This window comes from Arthrobacter glycogeni, from assembly GCF_054510815.1.
Genome location: NZ_JBTNDV010000004.1, coordinates 188634 through 212376, shown reverse-complemented (window position 1 = coordinate 212376; position 23743 = coordinate 188634). Strand labels below are relative to the sequence as shown.

At 67.2% G+C, this 23743-nt stretch carries 21 protein-coding genes and 1 pseudogene; 12 read left to right on the top strand and 10 right to left on the bottom strand.

Features of this window, described 5'->3' with window-relative positions:
• Positions 1-78 precede the first annotated feature (78 nt).
• Positions 79-363, bottom strand: a complete 285-nt coding sequence (locus ACX80G_RS06480) for an acylphosphatase (protein WP_459306567.1) — start codon at positions 361-363, stop codon at positions 79-81.
• 46 nt (positions 364-409) lie between these two features.
• Between ACX80G_RS06480 and malQ the strand changes: the two genes are divergently transcribed.
• The 6 genes from malQ (at position 410) to ACX80G_RS06450 (ending at position 5656) form a co-directional block, all read left to right on the top strand.
• Positions 410-2551, top strand: coding sequence for a 4-alpha-glucanotransferase (gene malQ, locus ACX80G_RS06475; RefSeq protein ID WP_459306565.1), 2142 nt, complete (start codon positions 410-412; stop codon positions 2549-2551).
• A gap of 106 nt (positions 2552-2657) precedes the next feature.
• Positions 2658-3038: a DUF7793 family protein gene (locus ACX80G_RS06470; protein ID WP_459306563.1), complete on the top strand. Its 381-nt coding sequence runs from the start codon at positions 2658-2660 to the stop codon at positions 3036-3038.
• Positions 3039-3182, top strand: coding sequence for a hypothetical protein (locus tag ACX80G_RS06465; RefSeq protein WP_459306561.1), 144 nt, complete (start codon positions 3039-3041; stop codon positions 3180-3182).
• Between the two features lie 3 nt (positions 3183-3185).
• Positions 3186-3977 (top strand): class I SAM-dependent methyltransferase, encoded by a 792-nt coding sequence (locus ACX80G_RS06460; RefSeq protein WP_459306559.1) that lies wholly within the window; start codon positions 3186-3188, stop codon positions 3975-3977.
• A 169-nt stretch (positions 3978-4146) separates the two neighbouring features.
• Positions 4147-5550 carry an OFA family MFS transporter gene (locus ACX80G_RS06455; protein WP_459306557.1) on the top strand — a complete coding sequence of 468 codons (1404 nt, stop codon included), beginning with the start codon at positions 4147-4149 and terminating at the stop codon, positions 5548-5550.
• A gap of 1 nt (position 5551) precedes the next feature.
• Positions 5552-5656, top strand: coding sequence for an MFS transporter small subunit (locus tag ACX80G_RS06450; RefSeq protein ID WP_459306555.1), 105 nt, complete (start codon positions 5552-5554; stop codon positions 5654-5656).
• 111 nt (positions 5657-5767) lie between these two features.
• Here ACX80G_RS06450 and ACX80G_RS06445 read toward each other — a convergent pair whose 3' ends face one another.
• The gene (locus ACX80G_RS06445) at positions 5768-6751 is read right to left on the bottom strand and encodes an aldo/keto reductase (protein ID WP_459306553.1); all 984 of its coding nucleotides are present in this window, start codon (positions 6749-6751) and stop codon (positions 5768-5770) included.
• Positions 6752-6832: 81 nt separating this feature from the next.
• Here ACX80G_RS06445 and ACX80G_RS06440 point away from each other — a divergent pair, with 81 nt between their 5' ends.
• Complete coding sequence (locus ACX80G_RS06440) at positions 6833-7621, top strand: SDR family oxidoreductase (protein WP_459306551.1); 789 nt, start codon at positions 6833-6835, stop codon at positions 7619-7621.
• Positions 7622-7642: 21 nt separating this feature from the next.
• Here the strand turns inward: ACX80G_RS06440 and ACX80G_RS06435 are convergent, their stop codons facing one another.
• Entirely contained in the window at positions 7643-9124 is a 1482-nt protein-coding gene (locus ACX80G_RS06435) for a glyceraldehyde-3-phosphate dehydrogenase (protein ID WP_459306549.1), read from the bottom strand.
• A gap of 265 nt (positions 9125-9389) precedes the next feature.
• Between ACX80G_RS06435 and ACX80G_RS06430 the strand changes: the two are divergent.
• Both ACX80G_RS06430 and ACX80G_RS06425 read left to right on the top strand, forming a co-directional pair.
• Positions 9390-9491, top strand: a pseudogene (locus ACX80G_RS06430) (amino acid-binding protein); the annotation flags it as partial.
• A gap of 66 nt (positions 9492-9557) precedes the next feature.
• Positions 9558-10514, top strand: a complete 957-nt coding sequence (locus tag ACX80G_RS06425; RefSeq protein WP_459306547.1) for an acyl-CoA thioesterase — start codon at positions 9558-9560, stop codon at positions 10512-10514.
• Here the strand turns inward: ACX80G_RS06425 and ACX80G_RS06420 are convergent.
• The 5 genes from ACX80G_RS06420 to nirD form a co-directional block, all read right to left on the bottom strand.
• A complete protein-coding gene (locus tag ACX80G_RS06420) occupies positions 10511-11644 on the bottom strand; it encodes a thermonuclease family protein (protein WP_459306545.1) in 1134 nt (377 codons plus the stop codon). The genes ACX80G_RS06425 and ACX80G_RS06420 overlap by 4 nt on opposite strands.
• Before the next feature lie 128 nt (positions 11645-11772).
• On the bottom strand, positions 11773-12963 hold the full coding sequence (locus tag ACX80G_RS06415) for an MFS transporter (RefSeq protein WP_459306543.1): 1191 nt from the start codon (positions 12961-12963) through the stop codon (positions 11773-11775).
• Positions 12953-13687 (bottom strand): GntR family transcriptional regulator, encoded by a 735-nt coding sequence (locus tag ACX80G_RS06410; protein WP_459306541.1) that lies wholly within the window; start codon positions 13685-13687, stop codon positions 12953-12955. Before ACX80G_RS06410 ends, ACX80G_RS06415 begins: the two co-directional genes overlap by 11 nt.
• Positions 13688-13733: 46 nt before the next feature.
• Complete coding sequence (locus tag ACX80G_RS06405; RefSeq protein WP_459306539.1) at positions 13734-14546, bottom strand: sirohydrochlorin chelatase; 813 nt, start codon at positions 14544-14546, stop codon at positions 13734-13736.
• A gap of 42 nt (positions 14547-14588) precedes the next feature.
• Positions 14589-14981, bottom strand: coding sequence for a nitrite reductase small subunit NirD (gene nirD, locus ACX80G_RS06400; protein WP_459306537.1), 393 nt, complete (start codon positions 14979-14981; stop codon positions 14589-14591).
• Positions 14982-15207: 226 nt separating this feature from the next.
• On the opposite strand from nirD, the gene nirB reads away from it, so the two are divergent.
• The 3 genes from nirB to ACX80G_RS06385 are packed head-to-tail and all read left to right on the top strand — an operon-like array spanning position 15208 to position 20054.
• Positions 15208-17877, top strand: coding sequence for a nitrite reductase large subunit NirB (gene nirB / locus ACX80G_RS06395; RefSeq protein ID WP_459306535.1), 2670 nt, complete (start codon positions 15208-15210; stop codon positions 17875-17877).
• A gap of 3 nt (positions 17878-17880) precedes the next feature.
• Positions 17881-18936, top strand: coding sequence for a uroporphyrinogen-III C-methyltransferase (gene cobA / locus ACX80G_RS06390; protein ID WP_459306533.1), 1056 nt, complete (start codon positions 17881-17883; stop codon positions 18934-18936).
• Entirely contained in the window at positions 18933-20054 is a 1122-nt protein-coding gene (locus ACX80G_RS06385) for a uroporphyrinogen-III synthase (RefSeq protein ID WP_459306531.1), read from the top strand. Before cobA ends, ACX80G_RS06385 begins: the two co-directional genes overlap by 4 nt.
• 12 nt (positions 20055-20066) lie before the next feature.
• Here the strand turns inward: ACX80G_RS06385 and ACX80G_RS06380 are convergent, their stop codons facing one another.
• Both ACX80G_RS06380 and ACX80G_RS06375 read right to left on the bottom strand, forming a co-directional pair.
• Positions 20067-21584, bottom strand: a complete 1518-nt coding sequence (locus tag ACX80G_RS06380) for an FAD-dependent oxidoreductase (RefSeq protein ID WP_459306529.1) — start codon at positions 21582-21584, stop codon at positions 20067-20069.
• Positions 21581-23740, bottom strand: a complete 2160-nt coding sequence (locus ACX80G_RS06375; RefSeq protein WP_459306528.1) for a molybdopterin oxidoreductase family protein — start codon at positions 23738-23740, stop codon at positions 21581-21583. The genes ACX80G_RS06380 and ACX80G_RS06375 overlap by 4 nt, the downstream gene beginning before the upstream one ends.
• Positions 23741-23743: the final 3 nt, after the last annotated feature.

The following is a 23743-nucleotide window of genomic DNA, read 5'->3' as shown; positions in this document are numbered from 1 at the left end:
CTGCCCCCTTGTAACACGGGGCCGCCGCGGGCCGGTGACCCTGATGAAACTGTGCCCTCATGCTACTCCCCGGCCGGTTTACCCGGTTCTGAAGTCCGAAAAATTCCCGGTCGGCTCGCCGTAGGACGCATCGACGTCGTCCACCCACCCCGGGGCCGCCGCCGAAGCGAGCCACCGGGCCAGCGCTCGAACGGCACTGTCAGCACCCTCCGCAATGACCAGGACAGACCCGTCCGCCCGGTTTGTGGCGATGCCGGTCAGGGCCAACCCGCGGGCATGTTCGCGGGTGTAGTAGCGGAAACCCACGCCCTGCACGGTCCCGGTCACCGTTGCCGTGAGCCGGACCTGCGGTAGTTCGTCCATCATCCCAGCGTAGCGAAGCACTCCCAGACCCCCTAGGTTGGTGGGTATGCCAGCAACCGATACACCGCGACCACCCGAGCCTGAACTGCTGCTCCGACTCGCCGAAGCCCATCATGTGGGCACAACCTTCCGCGGTTGGGACGGCCGGGAGAAGAGCGTCAGTCCGCTGACGCTGACGAAGGTGCTCACCGCGCTGGGTGTGGCCTGCGAGACGGACGACGACGCCGCCCAGTCCCTGCACGACGTCGGGACCGCATCGTGGCGGCGGACGCTGCCGCCCGTGATCGTCGGGCGTGAGACGATCGCCCAGGACGTCCCCATCACCATGCCGGCCGGGAGCCGTCCCCGGATCCGCCTGATGCTGGAAGATGGCGGGTGGCGTGACCTCGAGATCGCGGGATCGCCGGTGGAGCGCTCGGAAATTGACGGCGTCCCGCTCGAGCGGCTGCGCCTCACCCTTCCGGAGGACATCCCGCTCGGCTGGCACACGCTGCACGCCGGATCACCCGACGGTGACGACGCCCAGTGCACGCTCGTCGTCACCCCGCAGCGACTGGATACCACTGCACGACTGACCCGGACCTGGGGGCTCATGGCTCAGCTGTACTCGGTGCGGTCCGCTGACTCGTGGGGAATCGGGGACATTGCCGACCTCGGGCAACTCGCCGAATTCTCGGCCAACAGGGGCGCCGGTTTCATCCTCATCAACCCACTCCACGCAGCCGAGCCCACCCCGCCGGTGGAACCGTCGCCCTACCTCCCATCGACCCGGCGCTTCTTCAATCCGCTGTACCTCCGGGTGGAGGACGTGCCGGAGTTCGCCGACCTGTCCGGACCCGCGAGGGCGGCCGTGGAGCTGGACGCAGCCATCCTCCGGGAGGTCAACCACCACGCGGACATCCTGGACCGGGACAGCAGCTACGCCGCGAAGCTCAGCGCGTTGGAAGCCATCCACCGGGTGCCCCTGAACACCGGCCGGCAACGTCGTTTCGAGGAGTTCTGCAGCCACGAAGGAGCCGGGCTGGAGAACTTCGCCCTGTGGTGTGCGCTCGCCGAAATCCTCGCCCCAGGCGCCCCCGAGTGGGACGACGCCTCCTACGTCGACGCGAGGCGCGTCGAGCTGACGGACCGGATCGGATTCCATCTCTGGCTGCAATGGCTCTGCGACGAGCAACTCGCCGCCGCGCAGCAGGGTGCAGTGGACGCCGGGATGACCATCGGGATCATCCATGATCTGGCCGTGGGCGTGCACGCTCACGGCTCCGACGCCTGGTCGCTGCGTGGTGTCCTGACCGACGGAATCAGCGTCGGCGCGCCACCGGACATGTTCAACCAGCAGGGCCAGAACTGGAGTCAGCCGCCGTGGCATCCGGGCCGACTCGCCGAATCCGGGTACACGGCGTACCGCGACATGCTGCGCACCGTCCTCAAACACGCCGGCGGCATCCGGGTGGACCACATCCTTGGACTGTTCCGCCTCTGGTGGATCCCCGCGGGCGGCGGATCCGGCGACGGTACCTACGTCTACTACGATCACGAGGCCCTGATCGGCATACTGGCCCTCGAAGCGCAGCGGGCTGGCGCCGTTGTCATCGGAGAGGATCTCGGCGTGTTTGAGCCGGGGGTGCAGGATTACCTCGCCGAACGCGGCATCCTCGGCACCTCGATTCTGTGGTTTGAGCACGACGACGGCGGCCCGCGCCGCCCCGAAAACTACCGTCAGGGATGCCTGACCAGCGTCACCACCCACGATCTGCCGCCCTCCGCCGGGTATCTGGCCGGCGAACACGTTGACCTGCGGGAATCCCTCGGGCTCCTCAACCGTCAGGTGGAGGAGGAGCGGGCTGCCGACGCCGCCGCCCAGGAGTCGGTGTTGTCGCTGGTCCGGTCGGTGACCGGGCCAGCGGCTGGGGGAGCCCCCGAAAGTGTTGAGGCAACGGTCATGGCGCTCCATGAGTTCATCGTGAGAACTCCGTCGGTGCTGCTCGGCGTTGCGTTGACCGACGCGGTGGGGGAGCGGCGCACCCAGAACCAGCCGGGGACCAAGGACGAGTACCCTAACTGGCGGATCCCGCTGGCCGGTCCGGAGGGCCGAGCTGTGCTGATCGGGGACCTGCCAGGCAACGAGCGGTTTGCTGTGCTGGCCCGGGTGATGAGCACCCGAATCCCCGGTGACGCCGACCTATAGCGGGCGGCGCGCGCCGGGGTCCTATGCTGTATTCATGGTCTCAGCCGGATTGACTTCCATCGCATACCCGCGCCGCCGGGCATTCGGTGCTACGCGGTGATCCCCGGTGGGTGAGGCGGTGCCGGACCGGATCGACGGGATCGACGCCACACTGGTTCTCGGCTCCGACAACATCCTGCGGTTGCGGTGGGCCCGCGGGATCTCCATCGTCGAAGAAGACGCTCGCCTGGCGATGGGCCGGGTGAACGAATTATGCGCTGGTACCAGTCGCCCGATGCTCGTCGACATGGCCACGACAGAGGCGGTCAGCCGGGGAGCGCGGACCGTGTTTGGTTTGCCGTGCTCAGCGTCGAGGATTGCCCTGCTCGGCTCGTCGCAGGTGGATAAGGTGATCGCCAACTTCATTTTAGGGGTGAGTACGCTCCCGTGCCCCACCCGATTTTTCACCACCGAATCGGTCGCGCTCGACTGGTTACGGGAGGGGTAGATGGCCGAAAAAACAGGGTTCCTTCCGAGCGGCTATGGGCAGGGATACCGACTCGGCGGGCCAACCGAGGCGACGACGATGGGGGATCTGCTCCGTGCGGAACAGGTCGCGCCTCGCGTCGACCGGCTCAGAGACGAGCGTTGACCGGTGCCATCGCCCCTGAAGAAGTATCTATTGCTCCCAGCGATCATCAGGCTCTCCTCAGGGGTACCCAGAGATAGGAATGCTGCCTGGGAAGGCTATTGGGGTCGGATCGAAAGCACCGGGGCCGACGGCGATGTGCTGTGGGATGCTGGCAGTGACCGCGAGTTCAACAGCTACCTCCCGGCCCTGCTCCGCACCCTGAACCCGGCGCTGCCGGTGGTCGACGTCGGGTCGGGTCACGGGAGCTTCACCCGGTTGCTGGCGACCCGCTTCCCGCGGGCCATCGGAGTGGACGTTGCGCCGAGCGCCACTTCGCACGCCCTGGCCGAGTCGACGACCGAGCACCGGGTGGATTTCCGCACTGTCGACTGCACAGTGGTTGGTGCGGGGGAGCTGCTCGCAGCCGAGCTGGGGGATTCCAACGTTTTTGTCCGCGGTGTGTTCCACGTTTTGGCCCCGGCGTCCCGGGCCGCCCTCGCAGCCAATCTGCGATCTCTGGTGGGCGCTGAGGGGCGGGTGTTCCTGGTCGAAACCAACTATCGGGGCGACTCCCTAGGCTACATCTCCCGCCTGGGTGCAACCCCAAGCCAGATTCCCAAACCCCTGAAGCTGGCGATCGAAGGGTTACCCAAGCCGGGTCACTTCGGTCCGGGCGAGCGGCGAACCGCGTTCGACGACGCCGGGTGGGCTGTTCTTGAGGACGGCCCGGTGACCATCGATGCCGTCGCCATGCGTGAGAAGGACCAGCCGGAGCAGATCCCGGGATACTACGCGGCCCTCGCGCCCCGCCGCTGACCCAGACCCAAAAGACCCGACCGCTTATCGCATCGCAACTACCGTTCATCGCCGGCTGTGATCTTCGTCTAGCATAGGGAGGTTGAGTACTGAAAACTAAATTCCACGTAGCGTTAGTAGCCGCCGTCCTGGCTGCTCCCCCACGCTCTTCGTGACGAAGGAGTTATTGATGAGTTGGCTTGCCCGAGAACACACCATCGCGCCGCCGGGGTACAACCGCTGGCTGATTCCTCCGGCTGCGTTGGCGGTACACCTGTGTATTGGCCAGGCGTACGCTACCAGCGTCTACAAGACCGCTCTGGTTGAGCACTTTGATGCCAGCCTGACCCAGATCGGCGTGATCTTCTCCATCGCCATCGTGATGCTGGGTTTGTCCGCCGCCGTGATGGGTACCTGGGTGGACCGGAACGGCCCCCGGATGGCGATGTTCACCTCGGCGCTGTTCTGGACGGGGGGCTTCCTGGTTGGTTCACTCGGGATCTTCACCAACCAGTTGTGGCTCGTCTATGTGGGCTACGGTTTCATCGGTGGTATTGGCCTGGGCATCGGCTACATTTCGCCGGTCTCCACCCTGATCAAGTGGTTCCCGGACAGGCCAGGACTGGCCACCGGTATGGCCATCATGGGCTTCGGCGGCGGCGCGTTGATCGCCAGCCCGCTATCCACCCAGCTGCTTCGCATGTATGACCCCAGCTCCGGCGCAGCTGACTGGGTGGCCAGCGGCGAAGCGGTAGGCATGCTTTTCCTCACCCTCGCAGCGGTCTACCTCGTCTACATGATGTTCGGTGCGTTCACCATCAAGGTTCCGGCCGCGGACTGGAAGCCCAAAGGCTTCGACCCGTCGACGCTGAAGGCCAAGCCTCTCGTCACCTCCGACAACGTTTCGGCGAAAAACGCGATCAAGACCAAGCAGTTCTGGCTGGTCTGGATTGTGCTCTTCTGCAACGTTACCGCCGGTATCGGTATCCTCGAGCAGGCGTCGCCCATGATCCAGGACTTCTTCCGCGAATCCGATGGCACCACGGCAATCACTGTCGCCATAGCCGGTGGTTTCGTGGGTCTCCTCTCGATTGGCAACATGGCAGGCCGCTTCGTCTGGTCCTCCACCTCCGACATCATTGGCCGCAAGCGCATCTACATGGTCTACCTGGGCGTCGGCGCCCTGCTGTACACCACCCTGGCTCTCGCCGGAGCAGGCACGACCGTCCTCTTTGTCTTCCTGGCGTTCTTCATCATTTCCTTCTACGGCGGCGGATTCGCTACCGTCCCGGCGTACCTGCGCGACCTGTTCGGCACGTTCCAGGTCGGTGCCATCCACGGCCGCCTGCTGACCGCCTGGTCCGCTGCGGGCATTGCTGGACCACTGATCGTCAACGGTTTCCTCGACGCCCAGGGCACGCCCGGTGAGCTCACCGCCGCTGCCTACCAGCCGGCGCTGCTGACCATGGTGGGCCTGCTGATTGTCGGCTTCATCGCTAACCTGATGATCACCCCGGTCGACTCGAAGTTCCACGAACCAAAGGCGAAGCCCACCACCGGGACGTCTACTAAAGAACCCGCTATGGAGGCATGAGATGAAGGCAGCTAGCACCACGTTCGTTTGGGCACTTGTGGTTGTGCCCTTGGCCTACGGCGTCTTTCAGACCCTGACCCGCGTGTCGGCATTGTTCGGCGTGTAATCATCAGGCTGTCGAAGGACAGCTGGTAGCAGTACCACACACTGCAGCGGCCCTCACCCGGAATGGGTGGGGGCCGCTGTTATCAACCGGTTGGGGATGCGCAGCCGGTATTTACCAGCGCGGGTGGATCGCCTCCCGGAAGTGGCGGTTGTAGATGTCCCGGACGCCGTCGTCCAATCCAACGCCCAGATTGTCGGTGTCCGCCGCCGCGGCGTTGGCGCGGGCCTGGTCCGTGGTGCGGGCGCCGGGGATGACGGTACTGACGCCGTCCTGGGCCACGATCCAGGCGATGGCCGCCTGGGCGGTGGTGACGCCGTCGGGAACCAATGCCTCGAACTCCTCCACTGCGGCGAGACCAGTGGCGAAGTCCACGCCGGAGAAGGTTTCGCCGACGTCGAAGGCCGCTCCGGTGCGGTTGTAGTTCCGGTGATCGTTCTCGGCGAACGTGGTGTCCGTCGAGTACTTGCCTGAGAGTAGACCCGAGGCGAGCGGGACCCGCGCGATGATGCCGACGCCCGCCGCTTTGGCTGCGGGGAGCACCTCGTCCAGGGGCTTGAGACGGAAGGCATTGAGGATGATCTGGATGGTGGCGACGCTGCCGTGGTGGAGGGCAGCCAGTGCCTCGTCGGTGCGTTCAACGCTGACACCGTAGTGACGGATGGCCCCTTCGCTGACGAGGGTGTCGAGGGCGTCGTAGACCTCGGCGTCGGAGTAGACCGACGACGGCGGGCAGTGCAGTTGCACCAGGTCAAGGGTGTCCATCCGGAGGTTGGTGCGGGACCGGTCGACCCACTGGCGGAAGTTAGCCAGCGTGTAGTTCTCCGGCACCTGTTCCACCCGGCGGCCCATTTTGGTCCCGACGGTCAGGTCAACGCCTGGGTTATCAGCGAGGAAAGCGCCGATGGTCTGTTCACTGCGGCCATCGCCGTACACATCGGCGGTGTCGAAGAAGGTGATGCCGGAGTCAACAGCGGAGTGGAGGATTGCAGTAGCGGCCGTCGGGTCGACGTCTCCCCAGTCGGCGCCGAGCTGCCAGGTTCCCAGTCCTACTGTCGAAACGGAGCGTGCAGTTTTGCCAAGAGTTCGTTGTTCCATCCTTCGACTCTAGCCAGCCGAGTTCCGTCACGCGACCTACGCCTGCTGGCCCGCCACGCCCGGCAGGCGTAGCCTAGGGCCATGTCACGAATAGTCGTCGTCGGGGGTACCGGTCTGGTGGGCCACCAGGTGGTCGATGAGTGCGTCAGGCGTGGCCACGAGACGCGGTCCGTCAGCCGCCATGCTCCTGCCCAACATTCCCTGCGATGGGTGTCCGGGGCCGAGTACGTTGAGGCCGATGTGACAGCCGGTGCCGGGCTGACCCAGGTGCTGGACGGCGCCGATGTGATCATCGATGTCTTGGATGGCCGTTTCGGAAAGGGCCAGCGTGCGCTCGACGACGGCGCCCTGAACCTGCTCGCCGGGGCCCGCGAAGCCAGCGTGGGGCGGGCAGTGCTGCTGTCCATTGTCAACGCCGACCACGCGGCGTTTTCGTACTACCGGGCCAAGGTGCGCCAGGAGAAGATCTATCAGAACTCGGCAGTCCCGTCGGTGGTGGTGCGTGCCACGCAGTTCCACAATTTTGTCACTGCCGTGTTCGACGGCGGGGGTAAGGCCGGGCTGCTGCCCGCCCTGAAGGGTGCGGCGTTCCAGCCGATCGCCGTCGAGGATGTGGCCGGGGCGCTCGTCGACGCGGCAACGCACGATCCTGCACCCACTAGCATCATCAACGTCGGCGGCCCGCAAGTTCTCGAGATGGCTGAGCTGGCACTGATCTACCGTAAGGTCACCGGAGCCACTGGTCGGCTCGTCACCGTGCCGTTACCTGGCGCGTTGGGGCAGTTTTTCAGCAGCGGCGACAACCTGGCCCGCGACAATCCCGTGAAGGGCCTGTCCTACGAGGACTGGCTCCGGCACCGCACCCGGTAATCGCGGCGCTGCTGCGGGAAGCTAGACGGCCGAGGACCGCACCGTGGCGGCGACGGGTTCCTTGGCGGGGAACGACGGCGGATTGACGCCGGCCATCTCCTCCATCACCCGGACCACCTGGCAGCTGTACCCGAATTCGTTGTCGTACCAGACGTAGAGCACCAGATGGGTGCCGTTGGCGATCGTCGCGAGCCCGTCGACAATCCCCGCGCGGCGTGAGCCGACAAAGTCGGTGGAGACAACGTCGGGCGAGTCGATGTAGTCAACCTGCTTGCGCAGGTCGGAGTGCAGCGAGGTCTCCCGGAGATAGGTGTTGACCTCATCCTTGGTGGTGCCATCGACCAGGGTCAGGTTGAGGATGGCGATGGACACGTCGGGGGTGGGCACGCGGATGGAGCTGCCCGTCAGTTTGCCCTCCAGCTCGGGCAGCGCTTTCGCGACGGCCTTCGCCGCACCGGTCTCAGTGATGACCATGTTCAACGCCGCCGACCGGCCGCGCCGGTCACCCTGGTGGAAGTTGTCGATCAGGTTCTGGTCGTTGGTGAACGAGTGCACCGTCTCCACATGGCCGTGCACCACACCGAACCGGTCATTGATGGCCTTCAGGACGGGGGTGATGGCGTTGGTGGTGCAGGACGCGGCGGTGACAATCTGGTCGGTGGACAGGATGGTGTTGTGGTTGATGCCATGCACAATGTTCTTCAGCGCGCCCTTGCCCGGCGCGGTCAGGAGCACCCGGGCGATGCCGTTGCTCTTCAGGTGCTGCGAGAGCCCCTCGGTGTCGCGCCACCGCCCGGTGTTGTCGACCAGCAGGGCGTCCTTGATGCCGTAGGCGGTGTAGTCAATGGTGGATGGGTCGTTCGAGTAGATCACCTGGATGTGCACGCCGTTGGCGGTGATCGTGTCGGTTTCCTCGTCGATCCGGATGGTGCCCTCGAAGCTGCCGTGCACGGAGTCGCGGCGGAGCAGGCTGGCCCGCTTCATCAGGTCATTGTCGGCACCCTTGCGGACCACGATGGCGCGCAGCCGCAGCCCGTGGCCCCCGCCGGCCTTCTCTATCAGGAGGCGTGCCACCAGGCGACCGATACGCCCGAACCCGTACAGGACGACGTCGGTGCTGGTGCGCTCGTCGGCGCCGCGCTTGTCGACGACGTCGGCCAGTTCCGCCCGGAGGAAGTCCTCCAGGGGGGCGCCGTTGCCGTCTGCCTTGAACTTTTGGGTGAGCCGGGCGATGTCGATGGCTGCGGCGCCAAGGTCAAGCTCCACGAGGGTGCGGAGCAGCGGCGCGGTTTCCTCAAGGAAAAGTTCCTCTTTGCTGATCCGGCGGGCAAAGCGGTGGGCTTTGAGGATGTTCATGGCCGACTTGTTGATGAGGCTGCGGCCGTGAATGCTGATCACCACGTTGTTCTCGCGGTACAGGCGCCCGATGACGGGGATCATTCCCTCCGCTAGAGCCTCCCGGCTCATCCAGGTGTCAAGGCATTCCGATGGGTCGCGGTGCACTGTTAGTCCTTCTTACTGCTGGGTTGGCCAGCGTTCTGTGCCGTCAGCCGCCGCTCGTAGCGGACTCGGTCTGGTTCCGTTGGCTCATTCGCGCGGCCCGCCCGGACGACGGCGTCGGGGGCGGGGATGGTGCGCGGGTGATAGGGAAAGAATAACGTCAGTGCAGCGTTTGACGGCAAATGGTCACGACGACGCAACGCAGGCGAAATAGTTGACGGGCATTCTTGACCCATGAAGCGACCCCTGTCCCGGACGGCGACGATCGATTTTGACCTGCGATCTGCGTGGCCAACTCCCTGAACCGGGTAAGACCAGGGTGACAATGGCCAACGTGGCGGTGATGCTGCCCATTGGGCTGTTGGTGCACCCAGGCTGCGAGATCTAGCCGCCGACACATAGTCCGCTGCGGCGGATGGTGCGGGATACTGGCTCAATGAACCAGACCAACTCGGTGACCCTGCGTTTCCTCGCCGCCCCCACTGATCTCGGGCACAGCGGGTCCGTCGACGCCGGCACGGTGCTGGAGTGGGTGGATAAGGCAGCGTACGCCGCCGCCGTCGGGTGGGCGAAGTCCTATTGCGTGACCGCGTACGTCGGCAACATCCACTTTTCTGACCCGGTCAACGTGGGGGACATGGTGGAGGTCGAGGCGACCATCGTGCACACCGGGCGGTCGTCGCTGCACATTCAGACTGTGGTGTCCTCGGGCGACGTCAAGGGCAGTAGTGCGTCCATGCGCAGCCAATGCCTGGTGATCTTCGTGGCGGTGGGGGAAGACGGCAAGCCCGTTCCGGTCCCGCCCTTTGTGCCCTCAACGCCAGCGGAGATCAGCCGCCGGGACGCGGCCAAAGCACGGATCGTTGTGCGCGAGGAGATCGTCGAGGCGATGCGCGGGCAGGTCTACACAGCCGAAGGAACCGCTGAGAAGGTCACCCTCCGGTTCCTCGCGGCACCCACCGACGTGAACTGGGGTGGCAAGGTGCATGGCGGCACGGTGATGGACTGGATCGACGAAGCCGCCTACGTCTGCTCCGCGCGGTATTGCGGCCAGGACACCGTTGCGGTGTTTTCGGGCGGGGTACGGTTCTACCGGCCGCTGCTGATCGGGGACGTGGTGGAGGTGGAGGCCCGGCTGGTCTATACGGGCAACAAGGGCATGCACATCGCGGTGCACGTCCGGTCTGGGAAACCGACCGAGGATGACATGCAGCTGACGACCTACTGCCTGACCGTGATGGTGGCCAGGGACTCGACCGGGACGGCCGTTGCGGTGCCGGGGTGGATCCCCCGGTCCGAGGAGGACCGCCGGTTGGAAGCCCATGCGCGCGAGTTGCTGGAGATTCGCGGGCGGGCTCCGGGGAACCGGCTGCCGAACCACCTGACGGGTTAGGGGCAGGGCTTCCAGGTTTTGCCGCCCGGGGCATAGCACCGTGGACCGGTATATCCCGGGAAGGGATCCTGCACAGCCGGTGGGGGCTGAACCACGGGAGGAGCCGGCTGTGGGGCAGGCGGGACGTAGGGCTGCGGAGCAGGAGGGACATAGGGGGCCGGGAGGTTTCGGAGGCGTTCCCGTTCCTCTGCTGCCAATCGTTCCGCTTCTACCGCGGCAGATTCGGCGGCACGCCGGTCGGCTTCGGCCCGCTCTGCGGCGTCCTTCCGTTCCTGGTCTGCTACTGCAGCAGCTTCCGCCCGTTCCTTCTTCTCCGCTGCCGCACGAGCTGCCTCCGCCTTCTTCGCTGCAGCGTCTGCCTTGGCCTCTGCCTCCTCGGTCTCAAGCGTCTTAGCTTCGGCCTTGATGGAGTCAAGTCTTGATTGCCCGGAATCGATGGTGGCGGATAGTCCGGCAAGGAGAGTTACACCGGCAGCCGTAGAGTGAGCGACCCAACGAACTGACTTCTCACCGGTCTTCAGCGCACTATGCAGGGCCTTGGCCGACGCCAAGGCCGCGGCAAGGCTCCCAACGGTTGCCGCCGCCGCAGCAGCCGTTGCTCCGGCAGGCTGTTCCATGGCCTCGGTAACGGCCGCGGCAGCCTGCTCAATTTCGGCCGGTATGGTGCACTCCGCGACCGGATCATATAGCCCCCGCTCGCTAGCGGTGGCTTCCGCCTGAGCGTCTCGAACGACGTCGAAATACTTGCTGTTCGGTTCAAACAGGACGGCAATACCCAGCCCCTGACGGGCGATCTCCGCGTTGACCAGCGTGCCGTCCTCCAAGGCGACGGCGGCAAGCACCCGGTCGTACTGGTCAATCCTCTCGACGTCGAAATCCAGGCCCACGGGGGTCCCTGGCGGAAGCATACGTTCCAGAAACGCGGTCGCCTCAGGGCCGAGGCATTCGATCGCCTTATCGGGGTGTTTTGTTTCGGGAGTGTCGACATTGAGCAGTCGGACGGTCTGGTCCTTATTCTCGAAGTTGATCACCAGGGTATCGCCGTCGACGATCCTTACCACTTCGCCGGTTTGGGCGTCCGCGCTCGCGGTGCCGCATCCCGCCACACCCGCAACGACGGACGCCGCCAAAATTATCGATGTTGGGAGACGGTGGCTCTTCCGACCGAAAAGGACTGACGACGTGCTGGTTCCCGGCATTTATTCCCCATAGTGCTGATCTTGAAACGCGACTGATGAACTGATCATACGGCTGTCCTTCAGGACCGCGCGGCGGCCAGCACCCCAAGGGTCGCCACCCCGGCCATGGCCAACGCCATTGACGGGTACCCGCCCAGCAGCCCCGCAAGGAGAGGCCCTGCCGCTGGGGCGAGCGCACCCACCGCGGTCACCGGTGCCACGAAGACTCCCTGTACCGCTCCGAAGTTCGCGGTTCCCCACCGGTCGGCAACTGCCGTCGCCTGCAACAGCGTCACGCATCCGCGGACCGCGCCGGCCAGGAGGGTCACACCAATGAGGATGAACGCCGGGCCGGGCAGCAGTCCCAGGAGCCATAAGCAGGTTGCCCCGGCGGTGAACAGGAGCACCGCCCGGCGCACCGGGTTCGCCTTACCGGGCAGCACAGCGAAGAACAGGCGGCCCACCACCTGGCCCACCCCGATCAGACTGAACGCGAGCACTGCGGTCCGGTAGTCAAAGCCCCGCTCCAGCAGGAGCGGGATCAGGTTGAAGGTCACCGCGAAGAGAGCCAAGGTTGCCGCAGCGACTGCCACCTGCAACATGATGAACCGTCGGCTCCGCGTTGTCGCCCGAACATCCCGAGTGACTGCCTGCCGCGACTGGGGCGGCGACGGAACCGTCCAATGCGCGTTGAGGAAGAACCAATGCAGCGGAATGGTGATGACAGCCAACGCGCTGGCAAGGACCAGATAGGCGGACCGCCATCCGACGCTCTCGATCAACAATGCCGTCAAGGGGGCGTAGATGGGGGAGGCGAACCCGGCCACCAGCGTCAATGTGGTGAGGGCCCGAACCCGGGCGGGCCCATACCAGCGGGTCAGCACCACGAACGCCGGTTGATAAAACACGGCGGCCTGCGCCAGGCCCGCTACCAGCCACGCAGCGACGAAGACGGGGAGGTTCGGTGCGGTCGCCACCAGCAGGAGGGCGGCGACCCCGATCAGGCTACCGGTCACCATCAGCCGGCGCGGACCACGCTGGTCCAGCAACCGGCCCACCCAGATTCCCAGTACCGCCGAAACGATCAGCCCGGCGGAGAAGGCAGCGGTGATTGCCGCAGCACTCCACGCGGTGTCCTCCGCGATCGGCACCACGGCCACCGGCAGCGAGTAGTACAACAAGCCCCAGCTCGTGGTCTGCGACATGCACATCGCTGCCAGACCGCCACGGGGGCGGCGTTCCACCAGATCGGCCATTGGATTATCGGCCACCCGAGCCGGTCACCGGATCAACCAGGTCTTCCCAGAGCGAAAGGTCATTGCCATCGGAGGCTTCCCGCAGCAGCAGCCTTCCTGTGGATTCAAGGTGGCGGCGCATCGCGAAGCCGGCCGCAGCCGGATCGCCGTCGTCGATGGCGTCAAGGATGGGCCGGTGCTCGCGATACACGTCGTCCAGAGACCGGGACTTCCTGATCGTTGACGCACCGACCAGGCGGGTGGCGTCCCGCAGGTTCTCGATGATCCGCGCAGCGTGACCGTTGCCGGCAAGGTCCAGGAGGAGCCCGTGCAACCGCTGATCGTGGAGCATGAACGCGGTCTCGTCACCAGCGAGGACCGCGGCCTCCATCGCCGAGTGCTGATCGTGCAGAGCGGATCGATCGGCGTCTGTGGCGCGGACAGCTGCCCGCTCGGCTGCGGGTACCTCCAGTGCCAGCCGGACAGCAATGATCTCGGTCAGCTCCCTCGCCCCGGGCAGCACCACCCTGAACCCACGGTTGCGCTCAAAGGCGACCATCCCGGTTTCCGCCAACCGGAGCAGCGCGTCCCGGACGGGGCTGCGGGAGACGCCCAGCTCATCGGCCAGCCGGTAGACGGAGTACAGCTCGCCCGGCACCAGGGTGCCGTTCCGGATCCCCTCCCGGACGGCCTTGATGGTCCGGTCTGTCAGGGACGGCGGCCGGGCGGCGGGGGCACGGGCGTCGGCGGCGGGTGACATGACTCCAAGAGTAATGCGAGCAGCGGCAGCTCAGGAGCGTGCCGCGTCAGACCGGCTGCGCCAGCCCGCTCCTGAAACACGTCGCCGCGCGCGCCCGGCACGGTCGAAGGCACGGGCCCGTGTCTGGCCGCGTCCCATTAAACAGGCGGGCGACGGCGTCGTCGTACCGTGACAGCGCGATCTCGGCGATCGCGGGGCTCGGCAGCAGGGGAGCGCTGACCACGTCGGCCCCGGCCTTCGCGAGCTGGTCATGGAAGAACCCGGGCGCGAGGAGGTAGGACGCCAGCGCAACCGGCGAAGAGGGGGTGCCTTCGCGGAAGGCCGCGACGGCGTCAGGCACGGACGGCGAGGCTTTCGCGCCGAACCCGGGACGCACCGTGCCTGTCCTGAGTTTCGCGAGACTCGCCTGAACCTCGGCGACGTCCTCGGCAGCGCAGGCGTCGGAGGAGCCTGCTGCGGATAGGACGACGGCATCGTCGTCGGCGACGCCGGCTTCCATCAGACGCTGCTGCAGCACCCGTGCCAGGCGTGGATCAGGGCCAAGCGGAAGCGCCGATACGGTCCCGGGCCGGCTCGCCGCCGCCCGGGCAATGTCCACCTTGACGTGGTAGCCGACCGACAGCAGCAACGGCACAATCACGGCGGGACGGTTCGGTGGAAGCGCGGCGACGACGTCCACCAGGTCGGGATCCTGCACGTCAACGTAGGCCTCGAGCACGTCAAGCTCAGGACGCAGCGCAGCCATCCTGGCGCGGACCGCATTGATCTCCCGGCGCCCCTGGGCGTTGTCCGTGCCGTGCGAGCAGGCGATGAGAACCGGTGCGCCCACGTCCGTCAGATGGGAAGTCATGCCAGCCATTGAAGCACTGATTGATTCACTGGTTAAACCATTCCCGCCCACTCAGGCGGGAAATTCGACCTCCATGAACAGTTCCACCACCCCATTGATGCACCGCACCGGATACGTCGTGAGTCCCTCGCCCCCGGAGATCGAGGCGCCGGTGGTCAGGTGGTACACCTCCTTGTGAAGGGGTGAGGCGACCGTGGGCGCGGCACCACGCGACCCGATGATGCCGCGGGCCATGACGGCGGCGCCTGTTCGTGGATCGACATTCGCTACGGCGTGGAGTTGGTCACCGGGCAGCCGGAACAAGGCAACCTGCACCGCTGCGATGAGCGCCGCCTCGCCCCAGCACTCTTCGAGGTCGTCGAGACGGCAAACCTGCTTCCAGGCCAACTCCAGCTCGGGGGAGGCCTCCGAAATGGCGGGACGGTGCAGAGTGAGCTCGGTCATGGCGTTCTCCTTGATCGCGGATGGTGCACTGGGACAACGCTAGGGCGCGGACATGTCGCCCACGTCCCGGGGCCGTTGCGCCCGCGTAACGGACACCTCACAGGGCATCCGCCGTCCAGTGAACCGATTGTTAACGGTGCGATACATCGACGACACACAAGCGACATTCCCCCCTCATACTCTGGAGCCAAAGATGGGACCGCCCGGTCCTGACGGAAGGCACCACATGAGCGAGACCCGATCATCCCGGCCCGCTGAGGATGCCACCCCACCGCAGGAGCGGCGCATCGTCGTCATCGGCGGTGGGCCAGCGGCGCACCGCTTCGTTGAAGCGCTCTGGCGGCGTGGCACTGACGGCCTGCACCTCACCGTCCTGACGGAGGAGGCGCACGCTCCGTATGACCGGGTGGCGCTGAGCCGGCGACTGATTGACGACGTCGATCTCAGCCTCGGCGAATCCATCATGTGGCGTGAGCCCGCCATCGCCCTCGTCGCCGGGGAGCGTGCCGTCCGTGTGGACCCTGACGCCCGGTGCGTCACCGGGGCCTCCGGCACGCAGTACCCGTACGACGACGTCGTCTTCGCCACCGGGTCGGAAGCGGTCCGGCTGCCCCTGCCGGGCGGCGAGCACGCGGCGGTGTACCGCACGGTCGACGACATGCACTGGCTCCGCTCGGAGACGGCCCGGCTCACCTCCGACCTCGGGAGGGCGCCGCGCGCCGTCGTCATCGGCGGTGGCCTCCTCGGCCTCGAAGCCGCGGGAGGCCTCCAGCAGCTCGGCGCTGAACCCACCGTCGTCAACCGGGCGGGCTGGCTGATGAACGCGCAGCTCGACCAGGGCGGCGGCCAGGCGCTCGGGCGCCTCATCGCGGGGAAGGGGCTGGGGGTCAACTGCGGCGCCGCGCCGACTGCCATCACCACCGACGACGACGACGGCCGCGTCACCGGGGTGACCCTGAGTGACGGCACCGTCCTCCCCGCCGACATCGTCGTCTTCTCGGTCGGCATCAGGCCCCGCGACGAGCTCGCTCGGGAGGCTGGCTTGGACGTGGCACCCCGCGGCGGAATCGTCATCAACGACGCGTGCAAGTCGGCTCGGCCTGGAGTCTGGGCGATCGGTGAGGTGGCGAGCTACGAAGGGGTCAGCATGGGGCTGGTCGCTCCTGCGAACGCGATGGCCGAGGTCTGCGCCGACGGCATCCTGGGCGGGCTGTCAACTTTCCCCGGTTTCGACACCGCGACCAAGCTGAAGCTCTCCGGCGTCGAGGTCGCGAGCTTCGGGGACGCGCTCGCGGAGACGGACGGCAGCCTCGAAATCGTCTACGCCGACCCCGCCCGGGGGCTCTACCAGAAGCTCGTGGTCACCGACGATGCGCGGACCCTGCTCGGCGGGATCTTCGTCGGGGACGCGGCACCCTACTCGGCGCTTCGTCCGCTGCTCGGCCGCGAACTCCCCGCCGAGCCTGGCGCGTACCTTTCCTCGGCCGGCACCGGCGACGCCCCAGCGTCGGAACTGCCCGACGACGTCGTCCTCTGCTCCTGCAACAACGTCACCGCCGGGGCATGCCGCTCGGCGGTGCACGGCCTGGACGCCAACGGCGAGGCGACCGACCCGGCGCTGGACATGCCCTCACTCAAGGCGTGTTCCCGGGCGGGAACCCAGTGCGGCTCCTGCGTGCCGATGCTCAAGAAGCTGCTCGACGCCGAGCTCACCAAGGCGGGCCGCACCGTGTCGAAGGGCATCTGCGAACACTTCGCGATGTCGCGGCCTGAGCTGTTCGAGGCCATCCAGGCTCTTGACCTGGCGTCTTTCCAGGACATCATCCTCCGCTTCGGGACAACGGATGAGGCGAAAACCGGGCACGGCTGCGACATCTGCAAACCGGCCATCGGCTCCATCCTCGCCACTCAGCGCGGGGAGTACGTGCTCGACGGCGGCCGCGGCACCCTGCAGGACACCAACGACCGTGCACTCGCCAACATGCAGCGTAACGGCACCTACTCGGTGGTGCCGAGGATCCCCGGCGGAGAAATCACGCCGCAGAAGCTCGCCGTCATCGCGCAGGTCGCCGAGCAGTTCGGCCTGTACGTCAAGCTCACGGGCGCCCTGCGGATCGACCTGTTCGGGGCCCGGCTGGAGCAACTGCCGGAGATCTGGAAGATCCTCGTCGAGGCGGGGTTCGAATCCGGGCAGGCCTACGGAAAGGCCCTGCGGAACGTGAAATCCTGCGTCGGGTCCACCTGGTGCAGGTTCGGGGTGCAGGACTCGGTAGCCATGGCGATCAACCTCGAACTCAGGTACCGAGGGCTGCGCGCGCCGCACAAGTTCAAGATGGGGGTCTCCGGGTGCGCCCGCGAGTGCGCCGAAGCACGCGGTAAGGACGTGGGCATCATCGCGACCGACCAGGGGTGGAACCTCTACGTCGGCGGCAACGGCGGCTTCCAACCATCCCACGCCCAGCTCCTCGCCCAGGACCTCGACGACGCGACGCTGATCCAGTACATCGACCGCTACCTGATGTACTACATCCGCACCGCCGACCGCATGCAGCGCACCGCCCGCTGGATGGACGATCTTGACGGCGGCCTCGAACACGTGCGGGACGTCGTCATCAACGATTCGCTCGGCATCGCCGCGGACCTCGAAGCCGCGATGGCCCGCCACGTGGAGCAGTACGAGGACGAGTGGGCGGCGACGCTCAACAACCCCGACCGGCTGCGGCGTTTCAGGTCCTTCGTCAACGCACCGGCCGCAGCAGACCAGTCGATCGTCCTCGTCGAGGAGCGTGGACAGCGCCGCCCGGCCACCCCTTCAGAGCTAGAGGCCGGCGCAGGACGCGTCAACCTTGGAGCGGCGATCCCCGTTCGCACCGCAGCAGAAACCGTGGAGGGCTGAGCCGTGCACCTTGATATTGATGTGTCTGGACGCCGCGTAGTGGTCATCGGCAGTGAGCGGGCCGCCCGCCGGGCCCTGGCGCGGTACCGGGCCGCGGGGGCCGTCGTCGAGCGGTGTACCGATCCGGACGGGTGCACAGCACGCGTACTCGATGGCGCGGCGCTCGTCGTTGTCATGGAAGGGGCACCCCTAACCGGGGTGCCCACCGGTGGGCCGAACCCGGCCGAGGATGCTCTCCGGCAGCGGTGCCGCACCGCCGGCACTTTTCTCACCCGGGAGGCGTCGCCGTCAGACACGGGCCAGGTGACTCTCATTGGTGGCGGCCCTGGCGCGTTGGGGCTGTTGACGCTCGACGCGGCGGCAGCCCTCCGGGAGGCCGACGCGGTGCTGTACGACAGGCTGGCTCCCGCCGAGGCTCTTGCGGAGTTCGCTCCGGCCGCGGAACTGATCGACGTCGGGAAGCTGCCGGGCCACCACCGGGTCCCGCAGACCGGGATCAACGACCTCCTGGTCAGCCACGCCCGTGCGGGACGGCACGTGGTCCGGCTCAAGGGTGGAGACCCCTTCGTGTTCGGCCGCGGCAGCGAGGAGCTAGCGGCCTGTCTTGAGGCGCGGGTCCTCTGCCGGGTGGTCCCCGGCGTGAGTTCAGCGATTTCGGTGCCCGCCGCCGCGGGCATCCCGGTCACGCATCGCGGGGTCAGCCACCTGTTTACCGTGGTGTCCGGGCATGCCCCCTTGAGCGACGAGGAACACCTGCATCTTGCAGGGCTGGGCGGCACCATTGTGGTCCTCATGGGCGTCTCGACCCTTCCGCAGCTGGTGGCCGGACTCGGCCGGGCCGGGATGCGGCAGGACATGCCGGTCGCCGTCGTCGAGCGCGGGTATAGCCCATCCCAGCGGACGACGGCGGGGATTCTCTCGACGATCGTCACAGCCGCTGGGGTCAGCCGGTGCCAGTCACCCGCAGTCCTCATTATCGGTGAGGTGGTGCGCGTCGGACTCGAGCTGCAGGGCGGCGCCGCCCACCTCGCGCGCCTGACCGAATCTTTGGCATCATGACCGGGGCGATCCGCAGGGATGGAGCCAGCAAACAGCTAGCCGGCTTCCGCATCGGAGTGACCTCCGACCGTCGTTCGGGCGACCTCATCGACGCCCTCGAACGGCGCGGCGCCTCCGTGTTCCATGCCCCGGCCCTGAAAATCGCGCCCATCGCGAAGGACGTGGTGTTGCTGACCGACACCGCCGCCATGGTGGCCGCCCGCCCGGATATGTTCATCATCACGACCGCCTACGGGATGCGCCGCTGGTTCGAGGCCGCGGACGCCGCCGGGCTGGGCGACGACCTCCTGGGGGTGCTGGGGAACGGCCGGATCTACGTCCGCGGGCCCAAAGCCAGGGGAGCGGTACGCGCCGCCGGCCTGGATGACGCGGGCATCAGTTCCGATGAGACCACGGGGACCCTCGTCGACCAGTTACTGGAGCAGGACCTTTCCGGACTGACCATTGGCGTTCAACTACATGCGTATGCCGACGCCCACCAACTGGATCGGCTGCAGGCCGCCGGAGCCACCCTCCTCACCGTCACGCCCTATCGGTGGGTCAAACCCGAGGGCTCCGAACGGTTGCCCCGCCTGATCGAGGCCATCTGCGCCGGCCAGCTGGACTGCGTGACCTTCACCAGCGCCCCTGCCGTGGACGCCCTGTTCAGTACCGCTGCGGAGCAAGGCCTCCACGCGGAACTGATCCAGCGGTTCCGCACCACCGTCCTAACGGCCGCCGTCGGACCGGTCACTGCCCAGCCGCTGATCGAGGCGGGAATTGAGCCCCTCGTGCCGAAACGCTTCCGGATGGGCGCGCTGATTCGCCTGGTCTGTGACCACCTGTCGGAAAATTACGTGGAACAACTGAGCACCCAGTCAGGGTGCGTCGAGGTGCGGGGCCGGGCCGTCCGCGTAAACGAGGTGGAGGTGGACCTCGCCCCGGCGCAGCTCGTCCTCTTCAAAGCCCTCGTGTCCGCGAGGGGTACTGTCCTCGGCCGCGACGCTCTGGTGGATCTCCTCGCCCGGACCGGTGGCAGCCATGCCCTCGATATGAACGTGAACCGGCTGCGGAAATCCTTGCCCGATCCTGCACTGATCGAGACGGTGGTCAAGCGCGGGTACCGACTGCACGTCTAGCCCGGCGCCGTTCTAGACCGCCACGGCGAAGTGCTGCTCGATCACGGCCCTGATGTCCTCGTGGCATCCCCGGCAGCCCGTTCCCGCCCTGGTGCTGGCTGAGACGTCGGGGACGGACGTGCAACCGTTCACCACAGAATCCGCCACCGTCCCCCGGGTGACGCCCGCGCAACGGCAGAGTGTCGCATCGGGTCCGGGAGGAATCGCCGCCACCGCTCCCTCGGCGCTGTCTAGCCGCAGCAGGCTTGAGCGGTCGGCCGGGAGCTCACTGCCGCGTTCAAAAAGCAGGACCAGTTCGGCGCCCGTCCGTGGCATCCCCACGCAGACCAAGCCCGTCAGGACGCCGTCGCGGGTGACCATTTTCACGTAGCGTCCGTGCCCCGGATCTGCCCAGACCGCCACAGCCAACCCGGGTTGAATGGCCCAGGGATCGGCGTCCGTCTCGCCGGCCGTCACGGCGTCCACGCCGCGGGCCTTCAACACCAGGATCGCGTCGCGCCGCTTCGGAAGCCCGACGGCGGAGGCTGGAGCACCAGCGAATTCGGCTGCCCACGCCAGGCCAAGGTAGTCCGCCTGCTGCCAGCCTGGACCGATCAGCCCCTGCGGGGCGGTCTCGGCCGTGCACATTTGGCAGGAACTGTCCCGGCACCGCACCTCGGCGCAGTCCCCGATCGCCCAGATGCCCTCAGCGTCAACCGCGCGCAGCGTGTGATCGACCAGCACACCGTCGGCGACGTCGAGGCCGCACCCCTCAGCGATTTCGGTCCGCGGACGCACACCGCACGCGAGGACGAGCCTGCCGCCGTCGACCCTCGTCCCGTCCTGGAGGTTCAGGCCCGCGAACCGACCGTCCACCAAGTGCACCCCGATCGATGTGCCAGCGACGACGACGATCCCGGCATTGCGCAACGCTGCTGCCAGCACCAGGGCCCCTTCACCCAGTAGCCGTTCCATCGGGGAGCGGCCATGGTGCACGAGAGTGACCCGGCCGCCCTCCTCGGCGGCGGCGAGGGCCGCCTCGATGCCGAGAATGCCGCCGCCCAGCACCACGACCCGTTCCCGGGAGGCCAGGGCGGTTGCCAAGGCGCGGGCATCGTCGAGATCACGGAGGAAACTGACCCCGGCGGGCAACGCCTGCGAACCGTTAACCCCGTCGAGGCACGGCAGGATGGGGCGCGAACCGGTCGCGAGGACCAGCCGGTCATAATCGATCGCGTTCCCGTCCTCCAGCAGCACCCGCCGGGATGGGCGGTCGATCCGGGTGACCCGGGTGCCGAGACGGACATCAACGCCCAGGGCCAGCAACCCTACCGGGTCGGCCAACCCGATGGCAGCCTCACGGCTACGGCCGACGGCAACGTCGGCGACGAGCACCCGGTTGTAGGCGGCGTCCGTCTCCTGGCCGATGACTGTGACGGCGACCTTTCCCGCGGCGACCAGCGGCTCGAGATGCTCAACGAGCCGGGCCGCCACGGGGCCAAAACCCACAATGACGATCCGCTTCGGAACACCAGACTCGGGCTTGCTCATGCGTTGACCTCCAACTTGTCTGCCAATGACCGGGGCGTGGGGGCGGACAGTGCCGCAACCCGGACCGGGGTTGTTTTGAACTCCGGCATGCCCGAGACGGGATCGGTCGCACTGCCGGTGAGCCGGTTGACACTGCCCGCCCCTGCGTAATGGAACGAGAGGAACACCGTGTCCTGGCGAATGTCGGCCGTCAGATCCGCCAGGGCATGGGCCTCGCCGTGCTCGCTCCTGACGACGACAGCATCACCCTGGGCAATGCCGAGATCCCCTGCCGTGGCGGGATGGAGTTGCAGGCGGGGACCAGGCCGCGCGGCCAGCAACTCGGGAACCCGCCGCGTCTGGGTGCCGGACTGGTAGTGCTCAAGGAGGCGGCCGGTCGCGAGAAGCAGCGGGGCGGGCACGCGGGAGCGGGTGGTCGCGGCCTGCGGGGCCACCCGGATCAGGGCGGCTCGCCCACCCGGATGCGCGAACTTGTCGAGGAAGAGTCGGGGCGTGCCGGAGCTGCCCACCGGGTAGGGCCAATAGGCAGCTGTCCCGCCGTCGAGCAGGTCGTAATCGAGTCCGGAGTAGTCCGCGAGGCCGCCGGCGCTGGCACGGGCGAGTTCGTTGAACATCGTCTCGGGGTCTTCGCTGAACAGCGAAGGAGCCTCCAGCAGCCGGGCGAGTTCCTGCATGATCCAGAGTTCGCTGCGGGCGCCCTCCGGAGATGGCACGGCGGCCCGGCGGCGGAGGACGCGGCCCTCAAGATTGGTGATGGTGCCCTCCTCCTCGGCCCACTGCAGGACCGGAAGAACGACGTCGGCCAGCGCCGCGGTTTCGGACAGGAAGAAGTCGCAGACGACGAGCAGGTCCAGTGAGCGCAGGCCGTCGATGACCGTCGCCGCGTTCGGTGCCGAAACGGCTACGTTGGCCCCGTGCACAAAGAGGCAACTGATTCCGCCCGGGCGACCCAGGGCGGCGAGGAGCTCGACGGCGGGAAGCCCCGGCCCGGGGATCGCGTTCTCGGGTACTCCCCACACCTCGGCGATGTGGGCGCGGCCGGCCGGATCGGTAATCGTTCGGTAGCCGGGCAGCTGGTCGGCTTTCTGGCCATGCTCGCGGCCGCCCTGGCCGTTGCCCTGCCCGGTCAGCGTGCCGTAGCCGCTGTGGGAGGTGCCGGGCAGCCCGAGAAGCAGTGCGAGGTTGATGGCCGCCGTGGTGGTGTCCGTGCCATCAGCGTGTTGTTCGATACCCCTGCCGGTGAGGATGTAGGCGCCGGGACCACCGTCGGTACCGCTGCGTGCTCCTCGCGCGAGCAGCCGTGCCGTCGCGCGGATGGATGCTGCAGGAACACCCGTGAAACCCTGGACGCGCTCGGGCCACCAGCGTGCGAGGCCGTGAGCGACGTCGTCGTGCCCGGTGGTCCGTTCGTCAAGGAACGTGCGGTCCTCCAGGCCCTCGGCGACCACCACGTGGGCGAGCCCGAGGAGGAGGGCAAGGTCAGTGCCGGGGGTGGGCTGCAGGTGGATGCCCTTGCCCTGATCGGTGAGGTGGGCCGTCGAGGACCGCCGGGGGTCGACAACGATTAGCCCGCCCGCCGCTTGGGCGCCGCGGAGGTGCTGGACGAAGGGCGGCATCGTGTCAGCGGCGTTCGAGCCGAGAAGGAGGATCACTGAGGCAGCGTCGAGGTCTTCGAGGGGGAAGGGGAGACCGCGGTCGACGCCGAACGCCCGGTTCCCGGCTGCCGCAGCGGACGACATGCAGAACCGGCCATTATAGTCTATGCGGGAGGTGCGCAGGGCGAGGCGGGCGAACTTGCCAAGGGTGTAGGCCTTCTCGTTGGTGAGGCCGCCGCCGCCGAACACCGCGACGGCGTCCCGTCCCTTGTCCGCCTGGATGGAGCGGACACGGTCGCTGATGAGCTGCAGGACATCAGCCCAGGCGGCTTCCCGCAACACGCCGTCGCTGCCGCGGAGCAGCGGCGCGGTTAGGCGGTCCGGGTGGCGGAGCAGATCGGCGGCCGACCACCCCTTCCGGCACAGCCCACCCCGGTTGGTGGGGAAATCGCGCCCCGCTACAGTGGCCCCGCTGCCGGTGGTGGAGGCGGTGATGGTCATGGCGCACTGGAGCGCGCAGTAGGGGCAGTGGGTAGGCTGTCCGGTGCTGGCCTGATCCATTTC

Excerpts from the sequence above, each read along its gene's own strand:
- nirD (WP_459306537.1), bottom strand. The coding sequence starts at position 14,981 with ATGACCGAGCTCACTCTGCACCGTCCCGCCATTTCGGAGGCCTCCCCC.
- ACX80G_RS06425 (WP_459306547.1), top strand. The coding sequence starts at position 9,558 with ATGAACCAGACCAACTCGGTGACCCTGCGTTTCCTCGCCGCCCCCACT.
- ACX80G_RS06405 (WP_459306539.1), bottom strand. The coding sequence starts at position 14,546 with ATGGCTGGCATGACTTCCCATCTGACGGACGTGGGCGCACCGGTTCTC.
- ACX80G_RS06410 (WP_459306541.1), bottom strand. The coding sequence starts at position 13,687 with ATGTCACCCGCCGCCGACGCCCGTGCCCCCGCCGCCCGGCCGCCGTCC.
- ACX80G_RS06440 (WP_459306551.1), top strand. The coding sequence starts at position 6,833 with ATGTCACGAATAGTCGTCGTCGGGGGTACCGGTCTGGTGGGCCACCAG.
- ACX80G_RS06385 (WP_459306531.1), top strand. The coding sequence starts at position 18,933 with ATGACCGGGGCGATCCGCAGGGATGGAGCCAGCAAACAGCTAGCCGGC.
- nirB (WP_459306535.1), top strand. The coding sequence starts at position 15,208 with ATGAGCGAGACCCGATCATCCCGGCCCGCTGAGGATGCCACCCCACCG.
- ACX80G_RS06445 (WP_459306553.1), bottom strand. The coding sequence starts at position 6,751 with ATGGAACAACGAACTCTTGGCAAAACTGCACGCTCCGTTTCGACAGTA.
- ACX80G_RS06480 (WP_459306567.1), bottom strand. The coding sequence starts at position 363 with ATGGACGAACTACCGCAGGTCCGGCTCACGGCAACGGTGACCGGGACC.
- ACX80G_RS06465 (WP_459306561.1), top strand. The coding sequence starts at position 3,039 with ATGGCCGAAAAAACAGGGTTCCTTCCGAGCGGCTATGGGCAGGGATAC.
- ACX80G_RS06455 (WP_459306557.1), top strand. The coding sequence starts at position 4,147 with ATGAGTTGGCTTGCCCGAGAACACACCATCGCGCCGCCGGGGTACAAC.
- ACX80G_RS06380 (WP_459306529.1), bottom strand. The coding sequence starts at position 21,584 with ATGAGCAAGCCCGAGTCTGGTGTTCCGAAGCGGATCGTCATTGTGGGT.
- ACX80G_RS06375 (WP_459306528.1), bottom strand. The coding sequence starts at position 23,740 with ATGGATCAGGCCAGCACCGGACAGCCTACCCACTGCCCCTACTGCGCG.
- ACX80G_RS06450 (WP_459306555.1), top strand. The coding sequence starts at position 5,552 with ATGAAGGCAGCTAGCACCACGTTCGTTTGGGCACTTGTGGTTGTGCCC.
- malQ (WP_459306565.1), top strand. The coding sequence starts at position 410 with ATGCCAGCAACCGATACACCGCGACCACCCGAGCCTGAACTGCTGCTC.